Raw genomic sequence first — 16,053 nt, 5'->3', positions numbered from 1 at the left:
TTTTTCGCGCGGTTAATCATCACTGTTTAAAATTCCGAAAAACCGTAGCAGGTTGATAAACAGGTTAATAAAGTCGATATAAAGCGTCAATGCCATCAAAGGAATCAGGTCAGCCGTGATGTCCCGGTGCTTGATCTGGTTCAGATCGTATAAGATGTACATTGAAAACACAATCGTCCCGATGACGGAATACGCCATCATGGCGGCGGAATTCAGCGGGCTGAAAATATTAAAGATCCCCACTGCGAGAAGCGCGATGACAGCGACAAGCAAGAAGGACCATAAAAACGACAAGTCCTTTTTCGTCTTAGCGCCGATCGTGCCGAGCACCGCAAAAATCACAAACGATGAACCGAATGCCTCCAATACGACATAGGCCCCCGCTGCGGACGCATAATGGCTGATAATCGGAAACAGCGTCATTCCGGAAATGAAAGCGAATGAAAAGACAAACACATATCCGACGGCTTTTTTTCGGCGCAGCCAAAATGCGGCGATGATCATGACGACCTCTAAGATCGACAGCGGCAGCATCAATGCCGGCGGAATGAACTGACCCGTATACAGGCCGATTGTCGCAACTAACAGTGTAAACACAAATACCGTTATAATGCGCTGCATAATAGATTGTTTGCTCTCATAAGCAGCAGTTTGCATGTCAAAAGTCCTCCCAAAAAATGATCGTGATAGGTCTATTATAAATAAAATGGGAGAAATTTGCATGATTTTAAGAAGATTTTAAGGATGTCAGGCCTGACGTTTTGCTGCGCATTCCTGCATATCCATGAAATCATGCAGTTTTTTCGTCAAGCCGCCGTGCCCGAATCGGATATTCCCCTTCTGCCCCGGCGTTTTCGCGAAATCGAGAAATGCCAGCACATAAAGACGCCTGACGGGAATCGGAATGACGCCCGCATCATAAAACCAGCCGTCAATTGTATTGAGCACGCCTTTGTTAATGCCGTATTGCTTCGTGCACCAATGCAGAAAGCGCACTTCGGGCAGGTGCAGATACCGGCTCTCCCGGAAAGGAACAGTTGAATGCTTCATATGTACCGCCTCCTGTCATTGGCTGTTTTTTAAGATTGTTTTACTTCTTTGCTCTTCAGGGAAAATCGATATTTCTCCACCTTATCAATTTGTGTCACTTGGGAATTATGAACCGTAATCTGAACTGTCCCGAAATCGAGCGTTTCCAGCGCGCTGATAATCTTTTCGATCACATGCGGATCTACGTTTCCTTTGGACGTCATCATGCTCCCCCTTCATGTCTGGCCGTTCGTCTTTTGACAATGAGTGTTTTAATTCATACTATTCTGATAAGAAATATATAATTATACTATTATGTTTTCATTCAGAAATCAATAACATTTACACAATTTTTGGATATGTTTTCTTTGCGAAAACTTTCACTTCCTTCGCTTTGATATAAACCGTGTCATCCCGAAATCGACTCCCAAGGCGTCATATAGCTGTTTTTAAGAACGCAATCTTCAAGTTCCGACATATTTACATTGTTTTCCGCTGACAAAAAAAGCGCCCCGCCTCTGGCCGGAGCACCTTTTTACTATGCTTTTGCTTCCTCGATCACACATGTGACACCCATGCTGGCGAGCGCCTGCTCCAGGGAGCCGTAAGTTTGATACTCTGAAAAATCAAGGCCCAATTGGATAGAAGTCTGTGCCACATCAGGCCGAATGCCGGAAAACACGGTTCTGATGCCGAGGAGAAATAACGTTTTCGACAGCATATACAATTGCTGCGCCACCATCGTATCGACAATGGGTACACCGGACAGATCAATCACAAGATTTGTGATCCGTTTGGCGACACAGTTTTCCGGCACCGACTCCAAAATCACGCGCGCCCGTCTCGTATCAATCGATCCGATGAGCGGCAGAGTGCCGATCGTATCCGCGATCAAAATAACCGGACAGCTCAATTCGGAAATAAGCTCCTGCTGAGATGACAGCCTCGCGATCATTAATTTCTGAAACTGTTCAGTAAAATCCGTCATCAGCTGATCAAACGAGCCGTTGACAAGGTGATTCCAGCGGCGGGCATCCTCGTTTGTTACGATGTCCTGATGCTCATCCATAAAACGGGTGACCGCCTCCCAAAAGACGGTTCTTGAATTGCCGATCGCCTCAACGACCTCATGAACCTCCGCGTCTTGCTCCACTCTGCTTTTCGCTACCTGTGCGGCCCATTTTTCTTTGTTATGCTGAAAAACGGCCGGATCTTCCAAAAAAGCGCTTGCGATGACCGTGTTTGTAAAGGTATGCTGCTCGATCAGCAGCCGTTTCATTTCCTCACTTAATTGATCCGCAGAATAAAAACGCCCTCTCAGCTTCCGTCTCAGCTTGAGCCATTTTTCCGTCAGCTCTGCCGAATGTGTAATAATATAATCATGAAGTAATTGGTCTTTGTTCACTGCCGTCTCCTCTTTCAAGAATATGTACTTTTGTCTAAATTATAAATCGGAATCGCCGATCGTACTAGAGAAATAAAAAAAAGCCTGCACATTAAAGCTTTTGATTGCTTTTTTCGGCAGGAGGATACACTATAATAGAAATGAAACAGGAGGTCAGTATGATGATCAAAAAAATCGCGACAGTCGCCGTATACACTGATGATCAGCAAAAAGCAAAAACATTCTGGACGGAAAAAGCGGGGTTTGAAACCGTCGCCGAGCATCCGATGGGCCCGGGCGCCTTCTGGCTTGAGGTAGCGCCCAAAGGGGCCGCCACTCATTTGGTTATTTATCCGAAATCGATGATGAAAGGGGCCGAGCATATGAAGGCTTCTATCGTATTTGAGTGTGAAGATGTCTTTGCCGCATACGAACAGATGAAAAAGAACGGCATCACCTTTTTAGATGAACCGAAACAAATGGAATGGGGCAGCTTCGTGCAATTTAAAGATGAGGATGGTCATGTCTTTCTCCTGAAATCGTAATCCGTCATGCACCTTAATTGACTTTGAGAATCATTTTCATTTAAAATGTTGGATAAAGCGTGAAAAGGATTGGAGAGCTGCCAGATGTTTGTGCAAATCAGAAAAATGACCGTAAAAGAAGGACATGCCGACAAAGTAATCGAACGCTTCAGTTCAGAAGGCGTGATTGAAAAGCAGGAAGGTTTGATAGACGTAACGGTCCTGGAAAAAAAAGTCCGCCGCGGTGATGAAGAAGTCGTCGTGTTAATCCGCTGGGAGTCAGAAGACCATTGGAAACAATGGGAAAAAAGCGAAGACCACATCGCGGCCCACAAAGCAAACCAAGGCAAGCCGAAACCTGATTATATGCTTGGGACGGATGTCGGTATGTATCATGTCAGAGCCGTTAAAACAGGCGTACACGAAAAATAATAAAGAGCATTTGCCCCAGGGCAATGCTCTTTTTATTTTTTCTCCTCATACGGCAGGACAAACAGCGGTTTATCGGGCTTCCATTCCGCATACAACACGTCCTCCGTTTTTTTGATGTTCAGCTTTTTCAGCTCCTGATTCAGCTGCTTTTCTTCCAGCCCGGCTTCTTTCAGATTTTCATACAGCACTTCGCCGTCAATAATCAGCGTGACCGGCAAAGAGACCTGCTTCGGCTTTATTTGCATGTCGCCGTTTTTCGTCGTGTCATATTGAAATTTCGGCAGGACGCTGACCATCCCGTTTGTTTCTAAAATCGCGTACTCCGCTTCCTGTATGGAAAAGCAATTCGCCTGTCTGAGAAGGCTTTGCAATTGATTAATGTCCAGCTTATTCTTTTTCAGCACATCATATTTCAGTTTTCCTTTATGTATGATAATACTCGGCTCGCCTTCCAACAGCTTTCTGGAGCTTTTTACTTTCTGCGTAATCAGTTCGATGAGATAAATTAAAATCCCCCATAACAGAGAGGCAAAAATGATTTCAAAAATCCTGACGCCTTTATCATACACCGCATTTCCGACCAGTTCGCCGAGGATGAGCGCGGAAATAAAATCAAACGGCGTAATTTGCGAGAATTGAGTTTTTCCAAGCAATTTTAAAATCACAAATAAAATACCCAAACCGCATACTAACTCCCAAGCCACTGTAAGTAAATGTCCCATATTCGCACCTTCTTCTTAAAAGTCATTACCATTATGGACATTCGCCTGTTTTCTATACAGCGGCCGGCAACACACAAAAAAACGCAGCCGAGGCCGCGTTTTTTCACTTCTGCTTACTGTTTTCGATTCGATCTGACGACCCGTAAGCACACCTCAGCGGCATAACCGGCGGCCGCTCCGGAACCCGCAAACATCGCGGCAAGCCCCAAGCCCATTCCTTCCCAGCCGCCGACACCGAAAATGCTGTAAACAACCGTACCGAAAGCAGTCAGGCCCAGCACCGCCAAAAGGCACTCAGGCCACATCTTTTTCGGCCATTTCTTGCGGAGCACAGCCGATACGGCAAAGTTAAGACAAAATGCGGCCAGACAGATCAGAAAAAAAAACCCCATGTCTTTTGCACCTCCGTCATGAGTAGCTTTTTATTTGCTCACCTTTTTTTCAAACAAATGATAACCCGGCGCGGGTCCTTTTGATTCGTACCCCATTCCGCTGTAAAACGACTGAAGCGCCTTGTTTTCGGACACGCAATCGAGCCGGATTTTCGTTTTTCCCGGACAAGACACACCCGTCTCCGCCCAAGTCATGATTGTCCGGCCGAGCCCCGCCCCTGCAAACCGCCTGTCAATCGCCAGCCGGTGGAGATATACGGACTCCTCATGTCCTTCATCGCCCCAAAGACGTCTGTCCCACCCGCTTGCTTCGGGAAGCAGCATGACGACGCCGGCCAGCTCTTCATTCTGCCTGAATAAAAAAACATACCCTTGGGCGATCGCCTCCCGCATATTGTGGGTATCTTCCCCTTCTAGAAGGCCGCTCCACTGGTTCGATCCTTTATCGCGAAGCCATTCTGCCGCTTGCACGAGCAGATCCATGACCTCTTTTGCATCATCTTTCCGGGCGGGGGTGACCCGGAATGCCCCCGCCTTCTCCTCCGTAATCGTAAAAGGTGTCATAAAATCCTCCTGTAATCAGAATATTCGACACCTTTATTATAGACCAAACGCAGAAAGGAAAAAAACAGCCGTCGTGTTTGAGGGCCGTTTAAAAAATTTTCTTCTTATCACGTTCTTCTTTTAAAATCTCAACCGCTTCCCTGAAACGCATAGAGTGGACGATTTCACGCTCACGCAGAAAACGGAGTGAATCATTCAGGTCAGGATCATCGGAAATATCAATAATCCATTGATACGTCGCTCTCGCCTTTTCTTCAGCCGCAATATCCTCATATAAATCAGCGATCGGATCTCCCTTCGCCTGTATGTAAGACGCTGTGAACGGAACTCCGGCCGCATTGTGATAAAACAGCGCGCTGTCATGGTTGACGTAATGATCACTGAGCCCTGCATCACGCAGCTGCTCCGGGGTCGCATCTTTTGTCAGCTTATAAATCATCGTCGCAATCATTTCTAAATGCGCAAACTCCTCCGTGCCGATATCCGTCAGCAGGCCGATCACCTTGTCAGGAATCGTGTAGCGCTGGTTTAAGTACCGGAGCGCTGCGGCCAATTCGCCGTCCGCCCCGCCGTATTGTTCAATGAGAAACTTAGCCAGCATCGGGTTGCATGTACTGACTTTAACCGGATACTGCAGCTTTTTTTCATATACCCACATTTACAGATCCCTCCTTATACTTGCCATGGCCAAGGACCGCGGCCCCAGTCCCATTGAGCGCCGACCTGACTCACGCCGAATTGCAGAAGCGGTCCGTACTCAGGCTCAAACCGCTTTCTCAGCTGTCTTGAGTACCGGGAATATTCATGAAACTGCTGAAGCGCGAGACGGTCATGGGGATGCGTATCCAGATAAAGCGTCAGCTCCACCAAGACAAAGTCCGCCGCCTGAATTTGCTCCAGCAGCCGATAATATTCATCATCAATCTTTTTCGCCATATTCGATTCCCCCCCGATAAGGATTATCATAGAAATCGTAAAGATCCTTCCAAAGGGTCCCTTTTCTCAATGCCTCCATCGGAGAAAACTGCTCCAAGTGATACGGCTGAAACCGCATATAAAGATGCGGCGGCGTTCTGTAGTATTTTCTCCCGATCGGCGGGCAGGGATCAAACCGGCTGTGGAAGGGTTTATAGGATTTGACCGGTGTAAACGGCTGATTTTCTTTCATTACGATCCTCCTTTCCTAAACACATGACCTTAATAGGTATGAATCCGTATCGGCATTTATGCCCTGTAAGAAAATAAAAAAGCCAGCGCTTAGAAACGGTCACAAAAAAACACTCTTGCTGTTCCAAGAGTGCTTTTTCCCGAATGGTCAGATATATTGGCTTTCCCGATGATGATGATGGAACGGGTAGCCGCCGTAGCCTCCGCCATAGCCGCCAAAACCGTACCCCGGATATCCCCCGAAGCCGCCGAAGCCGCCGAAGCCGCCGTAGCCGCCGTAGCCGCCAAAACCGTATCCCGGGTATCCGTAGCCTCCGCCGAAACCGTATCCCGGATATCCTCCGAAGCCTCCGTAGCCGCCAAAACCGTACCCCGGGTAGCCTCCGAAGCCGCCATAGCCTCCGCCGTAAATCGGTCTTCTTTCATTCATGATTTATCGCTCCTTCACATAGGTTACAGTCCAGTTTATGACATCCGGAAGGAAACGTATGGGCATCCGCCCAGTTTTGGCGAAATAATAAATAATTGCTTACGGAGAAAAATACGATACAGGCCGACCGCTTAAGCAAAATAAAAAGGCCGGAACTTATGCCGCCCCGGCCTTTTTGTCTTTATTCGCCTAAATCTACATTGTGATAAACCTGCTGTACGTCTTCGAGGTCTTCCAGCACATCGATCAGCTTTTCAAATTGAGCTTTCGCATCTTCCGGAAGCTCGACTTCATTTTGCGCAAGCATCGTCAGCTCCGCAACCGTGAACTCTTCAACGCCGGCATTTTTGAATGCCTCCTGTACCGCACGGAATTGATCAGGCTCGGCATATACGATAACACTGTCATCCTCTTCTAAAATATCGCGCACGTCCACATCAGCTTCCATCAGCAATTCCAGCGCTTCATCCGCCGTCTTGCCTTCAACGCCGATAACGGCAGTCGCATCGAACATGTAAGCGACAGACCCGCTCACACCCATATTTCCGCCGTTTTTCCCGAATGCGGCACGCACTTCAGGCGCCGTGCGGTTTACATTATTGGTTAACGCATCAACGATGATCATTGAACCGTTCGGCCCGAAACCTTCGTAACGCAGCTCGTCAAAGTTCTCCTCCGCGCCGCCTTTCGCCTTTTCAATCGCACGCTCAATAATATTTTTCGGCACACTGTACGTCTTCGCGCGCTCAAGCACCACTTTTAACGCCTGGTTCGATTCCGGATCTGGCTCGCCTTGTTTTGCCGCCACATAAATCTCACGGCCGAACTTCGCGTAAATCCGGCTCGTATTTGCGTCCTTTGATGCTTTCTTTTCTTTAATATTGTTCCACTTACGGCCCATTTTGTTCCACTCTCTTTCACGAATTGAATCTGTATGATAAATACTCTGCTTCTATTATACCTCAGCGGTTGGGTTGTTTCGAGTGTAAGACATTAGAAAAAACAGGCACGCTTAAAATCACCGGAGCGCAGTAAGCCGAATGTGAGGGTTATTATACAAAATATAAAAAGCCTCCCTTCATACAGGAAGGAAGTCGCAAGCCAAAAGATTCATTTTATTCTCATTACCTATTTCCTACACTGTATATCCTGACTCACGTGGTAAAATTTTGATATCGAACAAATGAAAGGATATGGTCATGAAAGTTTTCGAAGCAAACAGCCTGCTGGCCGCTGCTAAACAGCGCGCGGGTGAATATAAAAAACTGCGCGGTCAGATGGTCAACCTGAAAAAAGCGTTTCAAGGCATGGCTGATCTTGGTGACAATGATTTCTCCGGCCGGGGCGCAGACAACATCAAAGCTTTTTTCAAGGACCACGCCGGCGTCACAGACAGCTGGCTTGATCTGATCGACATGAAAATCGCATTTCTCACAAGCCTTCCCGGTAAGGTCGAAGATGCCGGACTTTCCAATTCGCATGTGGAGGAATCATTTCTGGAGCATGAGCTCACCCACGCCCTCAGTAAATCAAAGGCAATTATGGAAGGGCAAAAAAAGGACATGGGGTCCATCCTCAGAGAGATCGAAGACATCATCTCGCTTGATCTGTTTTCAACCGAAAGCACAGATCAGAAGCTTTCTTCAGCTGACAAAAAAAGAAGCGAAACAATACATAAGCTCGACAAGCTTGATCACGATCTAACGAAGGAATACACAGAAACCGAAGCGAACGAACAGTTCATTCAGGCCGACTTTGAGCAGCTCCAAAACGCCACAGGCAAAGGAAAAAGCGCCACGCCGCTTCACTACAACGCCAAAGCGTACCGAGAAAGCGACATCCATAAGAAAAAAGACGAGATTGCAAGACATTCGGATGCTTATTTGACGATTAAAAAGGAAGAAGCGAAAGAGCGGGAAATTGAAAAACTGAAAGAAAGACTGAAAAACTATGATTATGCGAATGCCGATGAATTCTACTCAATGGCCAAAACAATCGGCTATAAAAACCTGACAAAAGAACAGCAGCGCTACTTCACTCAAATTGAAAACACGCGTGAACTTACAGACGGTTTCAAAGGCGTTGCCGTCGGCCTTTATGATTCCGGAAAAGACGCGGTCACAGGCCTGTGGGATATGGTCACAGATCCGGGCGGAACGGTTGAAGCCATTACAGGAGCGGTGGCTCACCCGATCAAAACGTATGAAGCCATTTCAGCGGCAATCGAAGAATCGTACCAAAAAGACATGGTGAATGGCGACACCTACTCCAGAGCAAGATGGGTGTCATATGCAGTAGGCACCGTTGTGACATCAGTTGTCGGCACAAAAGGCGTCGGCGCCGTCTCAAAAACTGGCACAGCCGCCAAAGTGACAACCAAAGTCAAAACAGCAGCAAGCAAATCCGCAACAGCACAAAAAGCGATAACGGTCTCAAAACAAACCGTTGATCACATCAAACAAAAAGTAAACACAGGCATGGAAGTATCAAAAAAACGTGCCAAAACCAAGTTAAATCAAATCGGAGATCTCACCCTGGCTGATATTCTCCCGTATCATCCGCGTCACGACTTAGTGCCGGCAGGCGTTCCTTACAACGCAGTCAACGGGGTCACACTTAAAGAAGGACTTCAGAAATTCGCCAAGGTCATCCTGCCGAAACCGTACGGAACCTCCGCAAGCGGCAGGCGGACACCGGCACCGCATGTACCGCCGGTAACGGTCAAATACGGCGAGCATTTTGCGAAATGGACCAGAAAGAAAGTATTGAAGCCGAATGTCATCTACAAAACAAAAGAAGGCTACACGTACACTACTGACAACTATGGTAGAATTACAAGTGTCAAAGCAGACTTGCAGCTGGGAGAAGCAAAACGCAACCAATATGCGCAGTCAAAAGCAGGTAAACCAGACCGTCTGACAGATGACGACGGAGGCCACCTAATCGCTACTCAATTCAAGGGCTCAGGCCAGTTCGACAACATCGTGCCGATGAATTCTCAGATTAATAGGAGCGGCGGGAAATGGTATGAGATGGAGCAGGAGTGGGCAAAAGCTCTTAAAGAAGAACCTCCTAAATTAGTAACAATTGAAATTAAGCCTATTTATAGTGGAGACTCTTTAAGACCTAATTTATTTAAGGTCAAATATAAGATCGGAAATAAAAGATTTAAAAATGTTAGAATAAAAAATCAAGCAGGAGGCTGATATTGTGGAAACTGAAAAGATGGGAATACTATATCAAAAAATCGCTGAGCAAATAAATGAAATTATCCCCTCTGAGTGGGAGAAGGTTGCTCTTTATGCCGAAATTTTAGATGATTCTTCAGAAGTTTACTTCTTCTTTACTACTCCACAAAATCAGGAATATATATATTCACACGATATTCCTGAACATTTTAATGTTGATGAAGATATATATGACGAACTTCTATATGAATTGCATGATTACTTTGAAGAGTTACGGGATGAATTTAAAACAAACAACGAGGACTTATGGACAAACCTCACTTTACATCTCGAACGAAGCGGTAAATTCTCAATTGACTACGATTACACCGATGTCATCGCCTCAGACTTAAACGGAACACAACGGCAAGTGGTATGGGAATATCAAAACTTGGGGATTTTGCCTGAAGATGAGGACGATAAAGAATTTGTAATAAGTTACTGCAGTCTATAAAACAATAATGGCTCAGCACTTCCTTGCTGGGCTATTTTTTATAACTAGGATTTCTCGACGATTGAAGGTGAAAAGGTTGGAAAATAAGAAAATGCAAGATCTGTACCAGATTATTGGTGAGAAATTAAATGACATCATACCTTGTGAATGGACAAAAATATATCTTTATGCAGAAGTATTAGATGACTCTACCATGGTTCTCTTTCACTTCAAGACACCAGAAAAACGTCAACTGATTTATTCGCAAGATATACCTGTCCGATACAGTGTAAGTAAAGATATCTTCAAAACTTTATTAAGAGAAATCCGTGAACTTTTTGACGAATTACGAGCTGAGCACAAAAACAATAATGATCAGGTTTGGACGAACCTAACATTGACATTGGAGAGCAACGGTCAATTCCAACTTGATTATAATGATGACGATATTTTGGCATCTGAGCTTGATGGGTATCAAAGAATTGCATTATGGGAGTACAAAACTCTTGGAATTTTGCCCGAAGACGAGGAAGATCAAGAATTTTTAATTAGCTACCTAAATCTATAAATTTGAACTGGAGGTTAGCATGGAAACAGAAAAAATGGGTGAATTATATCAACAGATAGCAGAAGGCATTAACGAAATAATTCCTTCTGAATGGGAAAAGGTCATTCTTTATGCAGAAATACTCGACGATTCTTCTGAAGTTTTCTTTTATTTCAATCCTCCGCAAAGTGAGGATTATATCTATTCTCATAATATTCCTGAACATTTTCAAGTAAGCGAAGATCTTTATGACAATCTATTAATCAAACTTCAAGAAGCCTTCGAAGAACTGCGCAAAGAATATAAAGAAAATAATCTGCATATTTGGACGAACTTGACTTTAAAACTAGATAGGACAGGCCAGTTTTCTATAGATTATAACTATGAAGATGTAATCGGTTCAGAGCTAAATGGAGCTCAAAGAAAAGCTGTTTGGGTGTATAAAAACCTAGGCTTGATGCCAAAAAGGAAAACGGTAAGAACCTTCCTAGAAGATTTCATCAAGACTAGCGAAAGATAAATGAAAAGCTGACAATCAGGATATCTTGACTAATGTAACATGTTATTGCATTAGAATTAAGCGGAACACAAAGACAGAATTTGCGGAAGCACAAAAATATGGGCATGCTCCCATAAGACTAAGCAAAACAGGCAGCATCCAGTAAACGGATGCTGCCTGTTAAATCGTTATGTATCGTCTGAAGAGGTCATTTATTTTGTTTTTTAAATATGAAAATAGATATGACGGTAAATATGATGGCTGTAATGACAATGACCCACAAGCTCGCAAAAACAGGCGCCGCCAAAGTGGATAACGTCTTGGAAGCCGGAGAAAAAGCAGCTGCAAAACATGTGAAGACAGGTATCCAGAAAACTAAAGATTTCACCAATTCATTATCAAAAGGAAATCAACCAGCTTTTGCAGGAATTGTCCAGGATATTGAGAATACGCATAATGTGAAGAATACACCGCTTTTGAAGAAAGAGATTGAAGGACAGAAGTCGAAAGCTTTACAAGAAACTGAGATAATAAAAACCCAGAATGTAAAGAAACCTAGAAAAACAATAGTTCCTACAGTAAAAAGTGGTGAATTTAATAATTGGTTCAACTCATTAACCACAAAACAACTTGATGAACTTTGGGCAGATAAAAGAGTTAGAAGAGCAATTGAAAGACAACTAAGAGCACCCGGTGGAATGCACGAATGGCATTTAGTTTCCCGAGCTCCTACCTTTAAACATTGGAATATTACAGCGGAACAAATAAGAGATTTAAGAACTGCCATAAACGAAGTTGAGTTCGTAAATCCTGTTGGTAAACACGGGGGATTGGGCTCTACAGCTGCCCATAATGAATTGCTGGGAATTATTGATTCATCTCTAAACTATAATATATTTGTCCGAAGGTTGAACAATTGGGCAAACTATAGACTTAAAGGTGGAGTAGAAGCCCTGCCAAAAGGATTGAGGATTAAATAATAGGAGGTTTATATGGAACGTCAAAATTACGTATCATTGTGGATCGGAAGTATAAAGGATAATGAATCATTAAGTAAATATGTTGAATTAGTTTACAATGAAGATGAAGGTGATTTTCTTCCTTCCCAATTTTTAATTGACTTTGATATAGATATCGATGATTTAGATGAAGATTTTATAGAAAAAGTTGCACATGAAAATAATCGTAACAATTTACCTGCACTAATTGACGGCTGTTCATACGATAGTGTCATCTTACCTCGTTTCGAAAACATGGTAGGTACCACACTCCCTGATCAAATCAATGCTGCTGTTCTTTTATATAATTTTGAATATGACGGCAGGGAGAAAGAAATAACTGCAAAAAACTATTCATTTAAATTTATTGGTGCAGTTTCCTATGTTTAAAAGAAAAAATCATAATAAAGTATAATTCAGAATTACGTTTTCATAATGTAGTGATTATATGAGATGGTTATTCATACTACTTGGAAGAAGATAAAAAGTAGGATGACTAGAAGAAGGCTCTCTTTTTTTCAGAGGCCTTTTTTGTTTGCGTGTAAAACCTAAAAGACTATAAATATCCATAGATAAACAAAAGGAGGGGCGTTCTCTCACAGACAAAGTACTAACTATAACTGGAGGTTATTCTCCACTATCGCCCACTCCATGCGTGGTACCGCCGAAGGAGTGCCTTACAACAAAAGTTTAAAAGAAGCACTGCAAGCATTCGCCAAAGTGGTACTGCCGAAACCGTACGGAACCTCCGCAAGCGGCAGGCGTACGCCGGCACCGCATGTGCCGCCGGTAACAGTCAAATACGGCGAGCATTTTGCGAAATGGACCAGAAAGAAAGTATTGAAGCCGAATGTCATCTACAAAACAAAAGAAGGCTACACATACACTACTGACAACTATGGTAGAATTACAAGTGTCAAAGCAGACTTGCAGCTGGGAGAAGCAAAACGCAACCAATATGCGCAGTCAAAAGCAGGTAAACCAGACCGTCTGACAGATGACGACGGAGGCCACCTAATCGCTACCCAATTCAAAGGCTCAGGCCAATTCGACAACATCGTGCCGATGAATTCTCAGATTAATAGGAGCGGCGGGAAATGGTACAAAATGGAGCAAGTGTGGTCAAAGGCATTAAACGGAAAACCTCCTAAGCAAGTAAAAGTTAATATAGAACCCGTTTATCAGGGAGATTCACTAAGACCTGTATTATTTAATGTTGAATATAAGATAGGTAATCGTAGAGCGAGACAAGTTACTATAGAAAATAAACCAGGGGGTTAATCTAATGGAAACAAAAAAGATGGAAGTTCTATATCAAAAGATAGCAGAACAAATTAATGATATGATCCCTTCCGAATGGAGCAAAGTTGTTCTTTATGCAGAAATATTAGACGGCTCTAGAGAAGTGTATTTTTTCTTTCAAACACCAGAAAACGATGAATATATATACTCTCACGACATTCCAGAACAATTTCAAGTTAGTAAAAAAATTTATACAGAACTATTATTAGATCTTCAAGAGTTATTTAAACAGTTACACAATGAATTTAAAGAAAATAATCCTGAAGCATGGACAAATTTGACACTGAATCTTGAAAACGATGGAACGTTCTCAATTGATTATGATTATGAAGATGTTATTGAATCTGATTTGGACGAATACGAAAGGCAAATGATTTGGGAGTTCAATAACTTGGGGATTTTCCCTGAAGACGAAGAGGACAAAGAATTTGTTAAGGATTATCTAAATATTAAGTAAGGCTTCGGAATAATGATAAACAAAACAGACAGCATCCAGTAAACGGATGCTGCCTGTTACATCGTTATGTATCGTCTGAAGAAGTTATTTATTTTGTTTTTTAAATATGAAAATAGATATGACGGTAAATATGATGGCTGTAATGACAATGATCCACAAGCTTGCTGCCGTACTGATAAAATGGCCGTTTAACTTGTAGACGATCCCGTAATGCTTTTCATATTCCTGTATTTGGTCCGCAGAGGCATGTTTAAATACCTTATCAACTGAGTCTGTCATAAACGCTTTTCTGAACAGAACAGCGGTGTGGCTGATAGGGAAATACATAATAATTTTCTGCACAAACACCGGTACGCCGCCGATCGGCACATATACTCCGCATAAAAAACCGATGGCTGTTCCGACAATCGTACTTAACGTCGAAAATGCATTTTGTGTATGAATAAACAGCGTTAAAAATAAATTTATGGAACTTGACAGTGCAACTGAAAGAATAATAATCCCCAATACTTCAAGTATATCTGTACCGCTTAAAAGTTTGCTGCCTGTTGAAACGAGAAAAATTTCACAGCCTAAAAAGGCGATGAATGAAAAGATCAAGCCGATGACAAATGAATGAATGACATAGCTCAATTGGATGGTCGCCCTTGATAAAGGAGCTGTTAAAAAGTCATACGTTCTCTTGCTTTCTTTATCTTTCACCATAATTCCGAAAGCGCCTAAAGTCGTTGTCACAGCTGTAATGGACAGCAATCCCGCCACCATCCATTCGTTCACCATTGCTTTGGAATCATCTGTCGAACCGACCAAGGCCTTAATGGCGTCCAGCTGTGTCTGCTGTAAGAACACGGCATATAACAGAATGACGATAAATACTGACAGCAAAGAAAGAAGCAAAAGCGTTCGATCACGGAAGTATATTTTTATATTTCTGCTGATTAAACTGGATAAAGACTTCATTTATGCAATGCTCCCCTTTACTGGCAAACTGCTTCCTTGTTCTTCGATAATGTGGATAAACACATCATCCATATTCCCTTTAATCACCTCGAAAGATTCAATTTTTCCTTCAAGACCTTTCAAAATGTCAAACGCTTGGAGAGTGGACTCTACACGAAGGGAATAAATAGAGTTTTTAACCGTAAAATCCAGTTGTTTATTTTCAAACCATGCAGTCGGATCAACGCCTTGCTTAAACATCATATGCAGACTGTCAAACGCATATTGATCTTTCAGCTGACTCGGTGTACCCTCTGCGATCAGACGTCCTTCTTTGATGACCACAACGTTATCAGCCACAGCGGCCTCCTCCATGTAATGGGTCGTTAAAAAGATCGTCATGTTTGTTTCTTCCTGCAGCCTTTTAATCGCATTCCAAACAAAAACTCTCGTTTGCGGATCAAGACCTGTAGTAGGCTCATCTAAAAATAATATAGTCGGTTTATGGATGATGGCACGTGCAATATCCGCTCTTCTTCTTTGTCCGCCTGACAAATCGCTGTATTTTTTCTCCTTAATATCATCCAATTTTAAATAGTCTGTTACAAACTGATAGTTCTCTTGCACTTGTGCCTTGCTTAAATGATAATATTGTCCGCGGTTCATGATATTTTCATAAACGGTCAATCGTTCATCCAAAATGCTCTCTTGGAAAACAACTCCGATCTTTTTGCGGATATGATTATTCTCTTTCCCCTCACCAAGCGTATAACCGTCTATTACCACTTTTCCGGATGTCTTTTTAATCAGCGTACAGAGAATATCGATAGTGGTCGATTTCCCTGCACCGTTCGTTCCCAGAAATGCAAACAGCTCGCCGCGTTTGACAGAAAAGGATACCCCTTTCACTGCTTCAAATGATCCATATTTTTTACGAAGATCCGTTACTGTAATAATGTCTTGTTCTTCTCCCATTCTGTTCACCTCGAAAAGTAAGATTACTAAAT

22 protein-coding genes and 2 pseudogenes are annotated in these 16,053 nt (G+C 43.2%); 10 read left to right on the top strand and 14 right to left on the bottom strand.

The features are described from left to right. Positions 1-12 precede the first annotated feature (12 nt). From NQS30_RS18315 to NQS30_RS18300, 4 genes are all read right to left on the bottom strand, one after another. On the bottom strand, positions 13-657 hold the full coding sequence (locus tag NQS30_RS18315; RefSeq protein WP_012117028.1) for a Bax inhibitor-1/YccA family protein: 645 nt from the start codon (positions 655-657) through the stop codon (positions 13-15). Positions 658-747: 90 nt separating this feature from the next. After that, the gene (gene ribR, locus NQS30_RS18310) at positions 748-1,050 is read right to left on the bottom strand and encodes an FMN riboswitch-binding regulator RibR (RefSeq protein ID WP_007408940.1); all 303 of its coding nucleotides are present in this window, start codon (positions 1,048-1,050) and stop codon (positions 748-750) included. Positions 1,051-1,079: 29 nt separating this feature from the next. Beyond that, on the bottom strand, positions 1,080-1,253 hold the full coding sequence (locus NQS30_RS18305; RefSeq protein WP_003155693.1) for a YezD family protein: 174 nt from the start codon (positions 1,251-1,253) through the stop codon (positions 1,080-1,082). 314 nt (positions 1,254-1,567) lie between these two features. Further along, positions 1,568-2,434 (bottom strand): STAS domain-containing protein, encoded by an 867-nt coding sequence (locus NQS30_RS18300; protein WP_007408939.1) that lies wholly within the window; start codon positions 2,432-2,434, stop codon positions 1,568-1,570. Between the two features lie 161 nt (positions 2,435-2,595). Here NQS30_RS18300 and NQS30_RS18295 point away from each other — a divergent pair, with 161 nt between their 5' ends. Beyond that, entirely contained in the window at positions 2,596-2,958 is a 363-nt protein-coding gene (locus NQS30_RS18295; RefSeq protein WP_007408938.1) for a VOC family protein, read from the top strand. Positions 2,959-3,042: 84 nt separating this feature from the next. Next, a complete protein-coding gene (hmoA, locus tag NQS30_RS18290) occupies positions 3,043-3,369 on the top strand; it encodes a heme-degrading oxygenase HmoA (RefSeq protein WP_003155696.1) in 327 nt (108 codons plus the stop codon). 32 nt (positions 3,370-3,401) lie between these two features. On the opposite strand, the gene NQS30_RS18285 is transcribed toward hmoA, so the two are convergent. The 8 genes from NQS30_RS18285 to NQS30_RS18250 all read right to left on the bottom strand — a co-directional run bounded on the left by NQS30_RS18285 (position 3,402) and on the right by NQS30_RS18250 (position 7,545). Continuing rightward, positions 3,402-4,091, bottom strand: coding sequence for a YetF domain-containing protein (locus NQS30_RS18285; RefSeq protein ID WP_012117024.1), 690 nt, complete (start codon positions 4,089-4,091; stop codon positions 3,402-3,404). Between the two features lie 113 nt (positions 4,092-4,204). Then, positions 4,205-4,483: a YesK-like family protein gene (locus tag NQS30_RS18280; RefSeq protein ID WP_069007114.1), complete on the bottom strand. Its 279-nt coding sequence runs from the start codon at positions 4,481-4,483 to the stop codon at positions 4,205-4,207. Positions 4,484-4,513: 30 nt separating this feature from the next. After that, positions 4,514-5,047, bottom strand: coding sequence for a GNAT family N-acetyltransferase (locus NQS30_RS18275; protein WP_218791515.1), 534 nt, complete (start codon positions 5,045-5,047; stop codon positions 4,514-4,516). Between the two features lie 88 nt (positions 5,048-5,135). After that, positions 5,136-5,705, bottom strand: a complete 570-nt coding sequence (gene cotJC, locus NQS30_RS18270) for a spore coat protein CotJC (RefSeq protein WP_003155700.1) — start codon at positions 5,703-5,705, stop codon at positions 5,136-5,138. Positions 5,706-5,719: 14 nt separating this feature from the next. After that, complete coding sequence (gene cotJB, locus NQS30_RS18265; protein WP_007408934.1) at positions 5,720-5,983, bottom strand: spore coat protein CotJB; 264 nt, start codon at positions 5,981-5,983, stop codon at positions 5,720-5,722. Further along, positions 5,967-6,215: a spore coat-associated protein CotJA gene (gene cotJA, locus NQS30_RS18260; RefSeq protein ID WP_003155704.1), complete on the bottom strand. Its 249-nt coding sequence runs from the start codon at positions 6,213-6,215 to the stop codon at positions 5,967-5,969. Before cotJA ends, cotJB begins: the two co-directional genes overlap by 17 nt. 147 nt (positions 6,216-6,362) lie before the next feature. Further along, positions 6,363-6,644: a hypothetical protein gene (locus NQS30_RS18255; protein ID WP_218791514.1), complete on the bottom strand. Its 282-nt coding sequence runs from the start codon at positions 6,642-6,644 to the stop codon at positions 6,363-6,365. Positions 6,645-6,825: 181 nt separating this feature from the next. Further along, positions 6,826-7,545 carry a YebC/PmpR family DNA-binding transcriptional regulator gene (locus tag NQS30_RS18250; protein WP_218791513.1) on the bottom strand — a complete coding sequence of 240 codons (720 nt, stop codon included), beginning with the start codon at positions 7,543-7,545 and terminating at the stop codon, positions 6,826-6,828. Positions 7,546-7,843: 298 nt separating this feature from the next. Between NQS30_RS18250 and NQS30_RS18245 the strand changes: the two genes are divergently transcribed. The 8 genes and pseudogenes from NQS30_RS18245 to NQS30_RS18210 all read left to right on the top strand — a co-directional run bounded on the left by NQS30_RS18245 (position 7,844) and on the right by NQS30_RS18210 (position 14,107). Next, complete coding sequence (locus tag NQS30_RS18245) at positions 7,844-9,850, top strand: T7SS effector LXG polymorphic toxin (protein WP_218791512.1); 2,007 nt, start codon at positions 7,844-7,846, stop codon at positions 9,848-9,850. A 4-nt stretch (positions 9,851-9,854) separates the two neighbouring features. Beyond that, positions 9,855-10,325 (top strand): antitoxin YezG family protein, encoded by a 471-nt coding sequence (locus NQS30_RS18240; RefSeq protein WP_015239342.1) that lies wholly within the window; start codon positions 9,855-9,857, stop codon positions 10,323-10,325. Between the two features lie 76 nt (positions 10,326-10,401). Next, positions 10,402-10,872: a TIGR01741 family protein gene (locus tag NQS30_RS18235; protein ID WP_041482046.1), complete on the top strand. Its 471-nt coding sequence runs from the start codon at positions 10,402-10,404 to the stop codon at positions 10,870-10,872. A gap of 19 nt (positions 10,873-10,891) precedes the next feature. Next, positions 10,892-11,371, top strand: coding sequence for an LXG family T7SS effector immunity protein YezG (gene yezG / locus NQS30_RS18230; protein ID WP_015239340.1), 480 nt, complete (start codon positions 10,892-10,894; stop codon positions 11,369-11,371). Between the two features lie 254 nt (positions 11,372-11,625). After that, positions 11,626-12,330: pseudogene (locus NQS30_RS18225) on the top strand (hypothetical protein); the annotation flags it as partial. A gap of 12 nt (positions 12,331-12,342) precedes the next feature. Next, on the top strand, positions 12,343-12,738 hold the full coding sequence (locus tag NQS30_RS18220; protein ID WP_015239338.1) for an immunity 22 family protein: 396 nt from the start codon (positions 12,343-12,345) through the stop codon (positions 12,736-12,738). A gap of 279 nt (positions 12,739-13,017) precedes the next feature. Beyond that, positions 13,018-13,629: pseudogene (locus NQS30_RS18215) on the top strand (DNA/RNA non-specific endonuclease); the annotation flags it as partial. A 4-nt stretch (positions 13,630-13,633) separates the two neighbouring features. After that, positions 13,634-14,107, top strand: a complete 474-nt coding sequence (locus tag NQS30_RS18210; RefSeq protein ID WP_015239336.1) for an antitoxin YezG family protein — start codon at positions 13,634-13,636, stop codon at positions 14,105-14,107. A gap of 84 nt (positions 14,108-14,191) precedes the next feature. On the opposite strand, the gene NQS30_RS18205 is transcribed toward NQS30_RS18210, so the two are convergent. Continuing rightward, entirely contained in the window at positions 14,192-15,067 is an 876-nt protein-coding gene (locus NQS30_RS18205; RefSeq protein WP_007609910.1) for an ABC transporter permease, read from the bottom strand. Beyond that, on the bottom strand, positions 15,068-16,021 hold the full coding sequence (locus tag NQS30_RS18200; protein WP_003155721.1) for an ABC transporter ATP-binding protein: 954 nt from the start codon (positions 16,019-16,021) through the stop codon (positions 15,068-15,070). Positions 16,022-16,053 lie beyond the last annotated feature (32 nt).

The organism is Bacillus sp. B1(2022) (assembly GCF_040259625.1).
In the GTDB taxonomy this organism is placed as follows: domain Bacteria; phylum Bacillota; class Bacilli; order Bacillales; family Bacillaceae; genus Bacillus; species Bacillus velezensis.
This window is presented reverse-complemented; position numbering and strand designations above follow the sequence as displayed.

Coding starts and splice junctions, on each gene's coding strand:
- NQS30_RS18280 (WP_069007114.1), bottom strand. CDS start 4,483: ATGGGGTTTTTTTTTCTGATCTGTCTGGCCGCATTTTGTCTTAACTTT.
- NQS30_RS18285 (WP_012117024.1), bottom strand. CDS start 4,091: ATGGGACATTTACTTACAGTGGCTTGGGAGTTAGTATGCGGTTTGGGT.
- NQS30_RS18275 (WP_218791515.1), bottom strand. CDS start 5,047: ATGACACCTTTTACGATTACGGAGGAGAAGGCGGGGGCATTCCGGGTC.
- NQS30_RS18200 (WP_003155721.1), bottom strand. CDS start 16,021: ATGGGAGAAGAACAAGACATTATTACAGTAACGGATCTTCGTAAAAAA.
- cotJA (WP_003155704.1), bottom strand. CDS start 6,215: ATGAAAGAAAATCAGCCGTTTACACCGGTCAAATCCTATAAACCCTTC.
- cotJC (WP_003155700.1), bottom strand. CDS start 5,705: ATGTGGGTATATGAAAAAAAGCTGCAGTATCCGGTTAAAGTCAGTACA.
- NQS30_RS18250 (WP_218791513.1), bottom strand. CDS start 7,545: ATGGGCCGTAAGTGGAACAATATTAAAGAAAAGAAAGCATCAAAGGAC.
- NQS30_RS18245 (WP_218791512.1), top strand. CDS start 7,844: ATGAAAGTTTTCGAAGCAAACAGCCTGCTGGCCGCTGCTAAACAGCGC.
- NQS30_RS18305 (WP_003155693.1), bottom strand. CDS start 1,253: ATGACGTCCAAAGGAAACGTAGATCCGCATGTGATCGAAAAGATTATC.
- hmoA (WP_003155696.1), top strand. CDS start 3,043: ATGTTTGTGCAAATCAGAAAAATGACCGTAAAAGAAGGACATGCCGAC.
- NQS30_RS18315 (WP_012117028.1), bottom strand. CDS start 657: ATGCAAACTGCTGCTTATGAGAGCAAACAATCTATTATGCAGCGCATT.
- NQS30_RS18295 (WP_007408938.1), top strand. CDS start 2,596: ATGATCAAAAAAATCGCGACAGTCGCCGTATACACTGATGATCAGCAA.
- NQS30_RS18210 (WP_015239336.1), top strand. CDS start 13,634: ATGGAAACAAAAAAGATGGAAGTTCTATATCAAAAGATAGCAGAACAA.
- NQS30_RS18205 (WP_007609910.1), bottom strand. CDS start 15,067: ATGAAGTCTTTATCCAGTTTAATCAGCAGAAATATAAAAATATACTTC.
- yezG (WP_015239340.1), top strand. CDS start 10,892: ATGGAAACAGAAAAAATGGGTGAATTATATCAACAGATAGCAGAAGGC.
- NQS30_RS18220 (WP_015239338.1), top strand. CDS start 12,343: ATGGAACGTCAAAATTACGTATCATTGTGGATCGGAAGTATAAAGGAT.
- ribR (WP_007408940.1), bottom strand. CDS start 1,050: ATGAAGCATTCAACTGTTCCTTTCCGGGAGAGCCGGTATCTGCACCTG.
- cotJB (WP_007408934.1), bottom strand. CDS start 5,983: ATGGCGAAAAAGATTGATGATGAATATTATCGGCTGCTGGAGCAAATT.
- NQS30_RS18255 (WP_218791514.1), bottom strand. CDS start 6,644: ATGAATGAAAGAAGACCGATTTACGGCGGAGGCTATGGCGGCTTCGGA.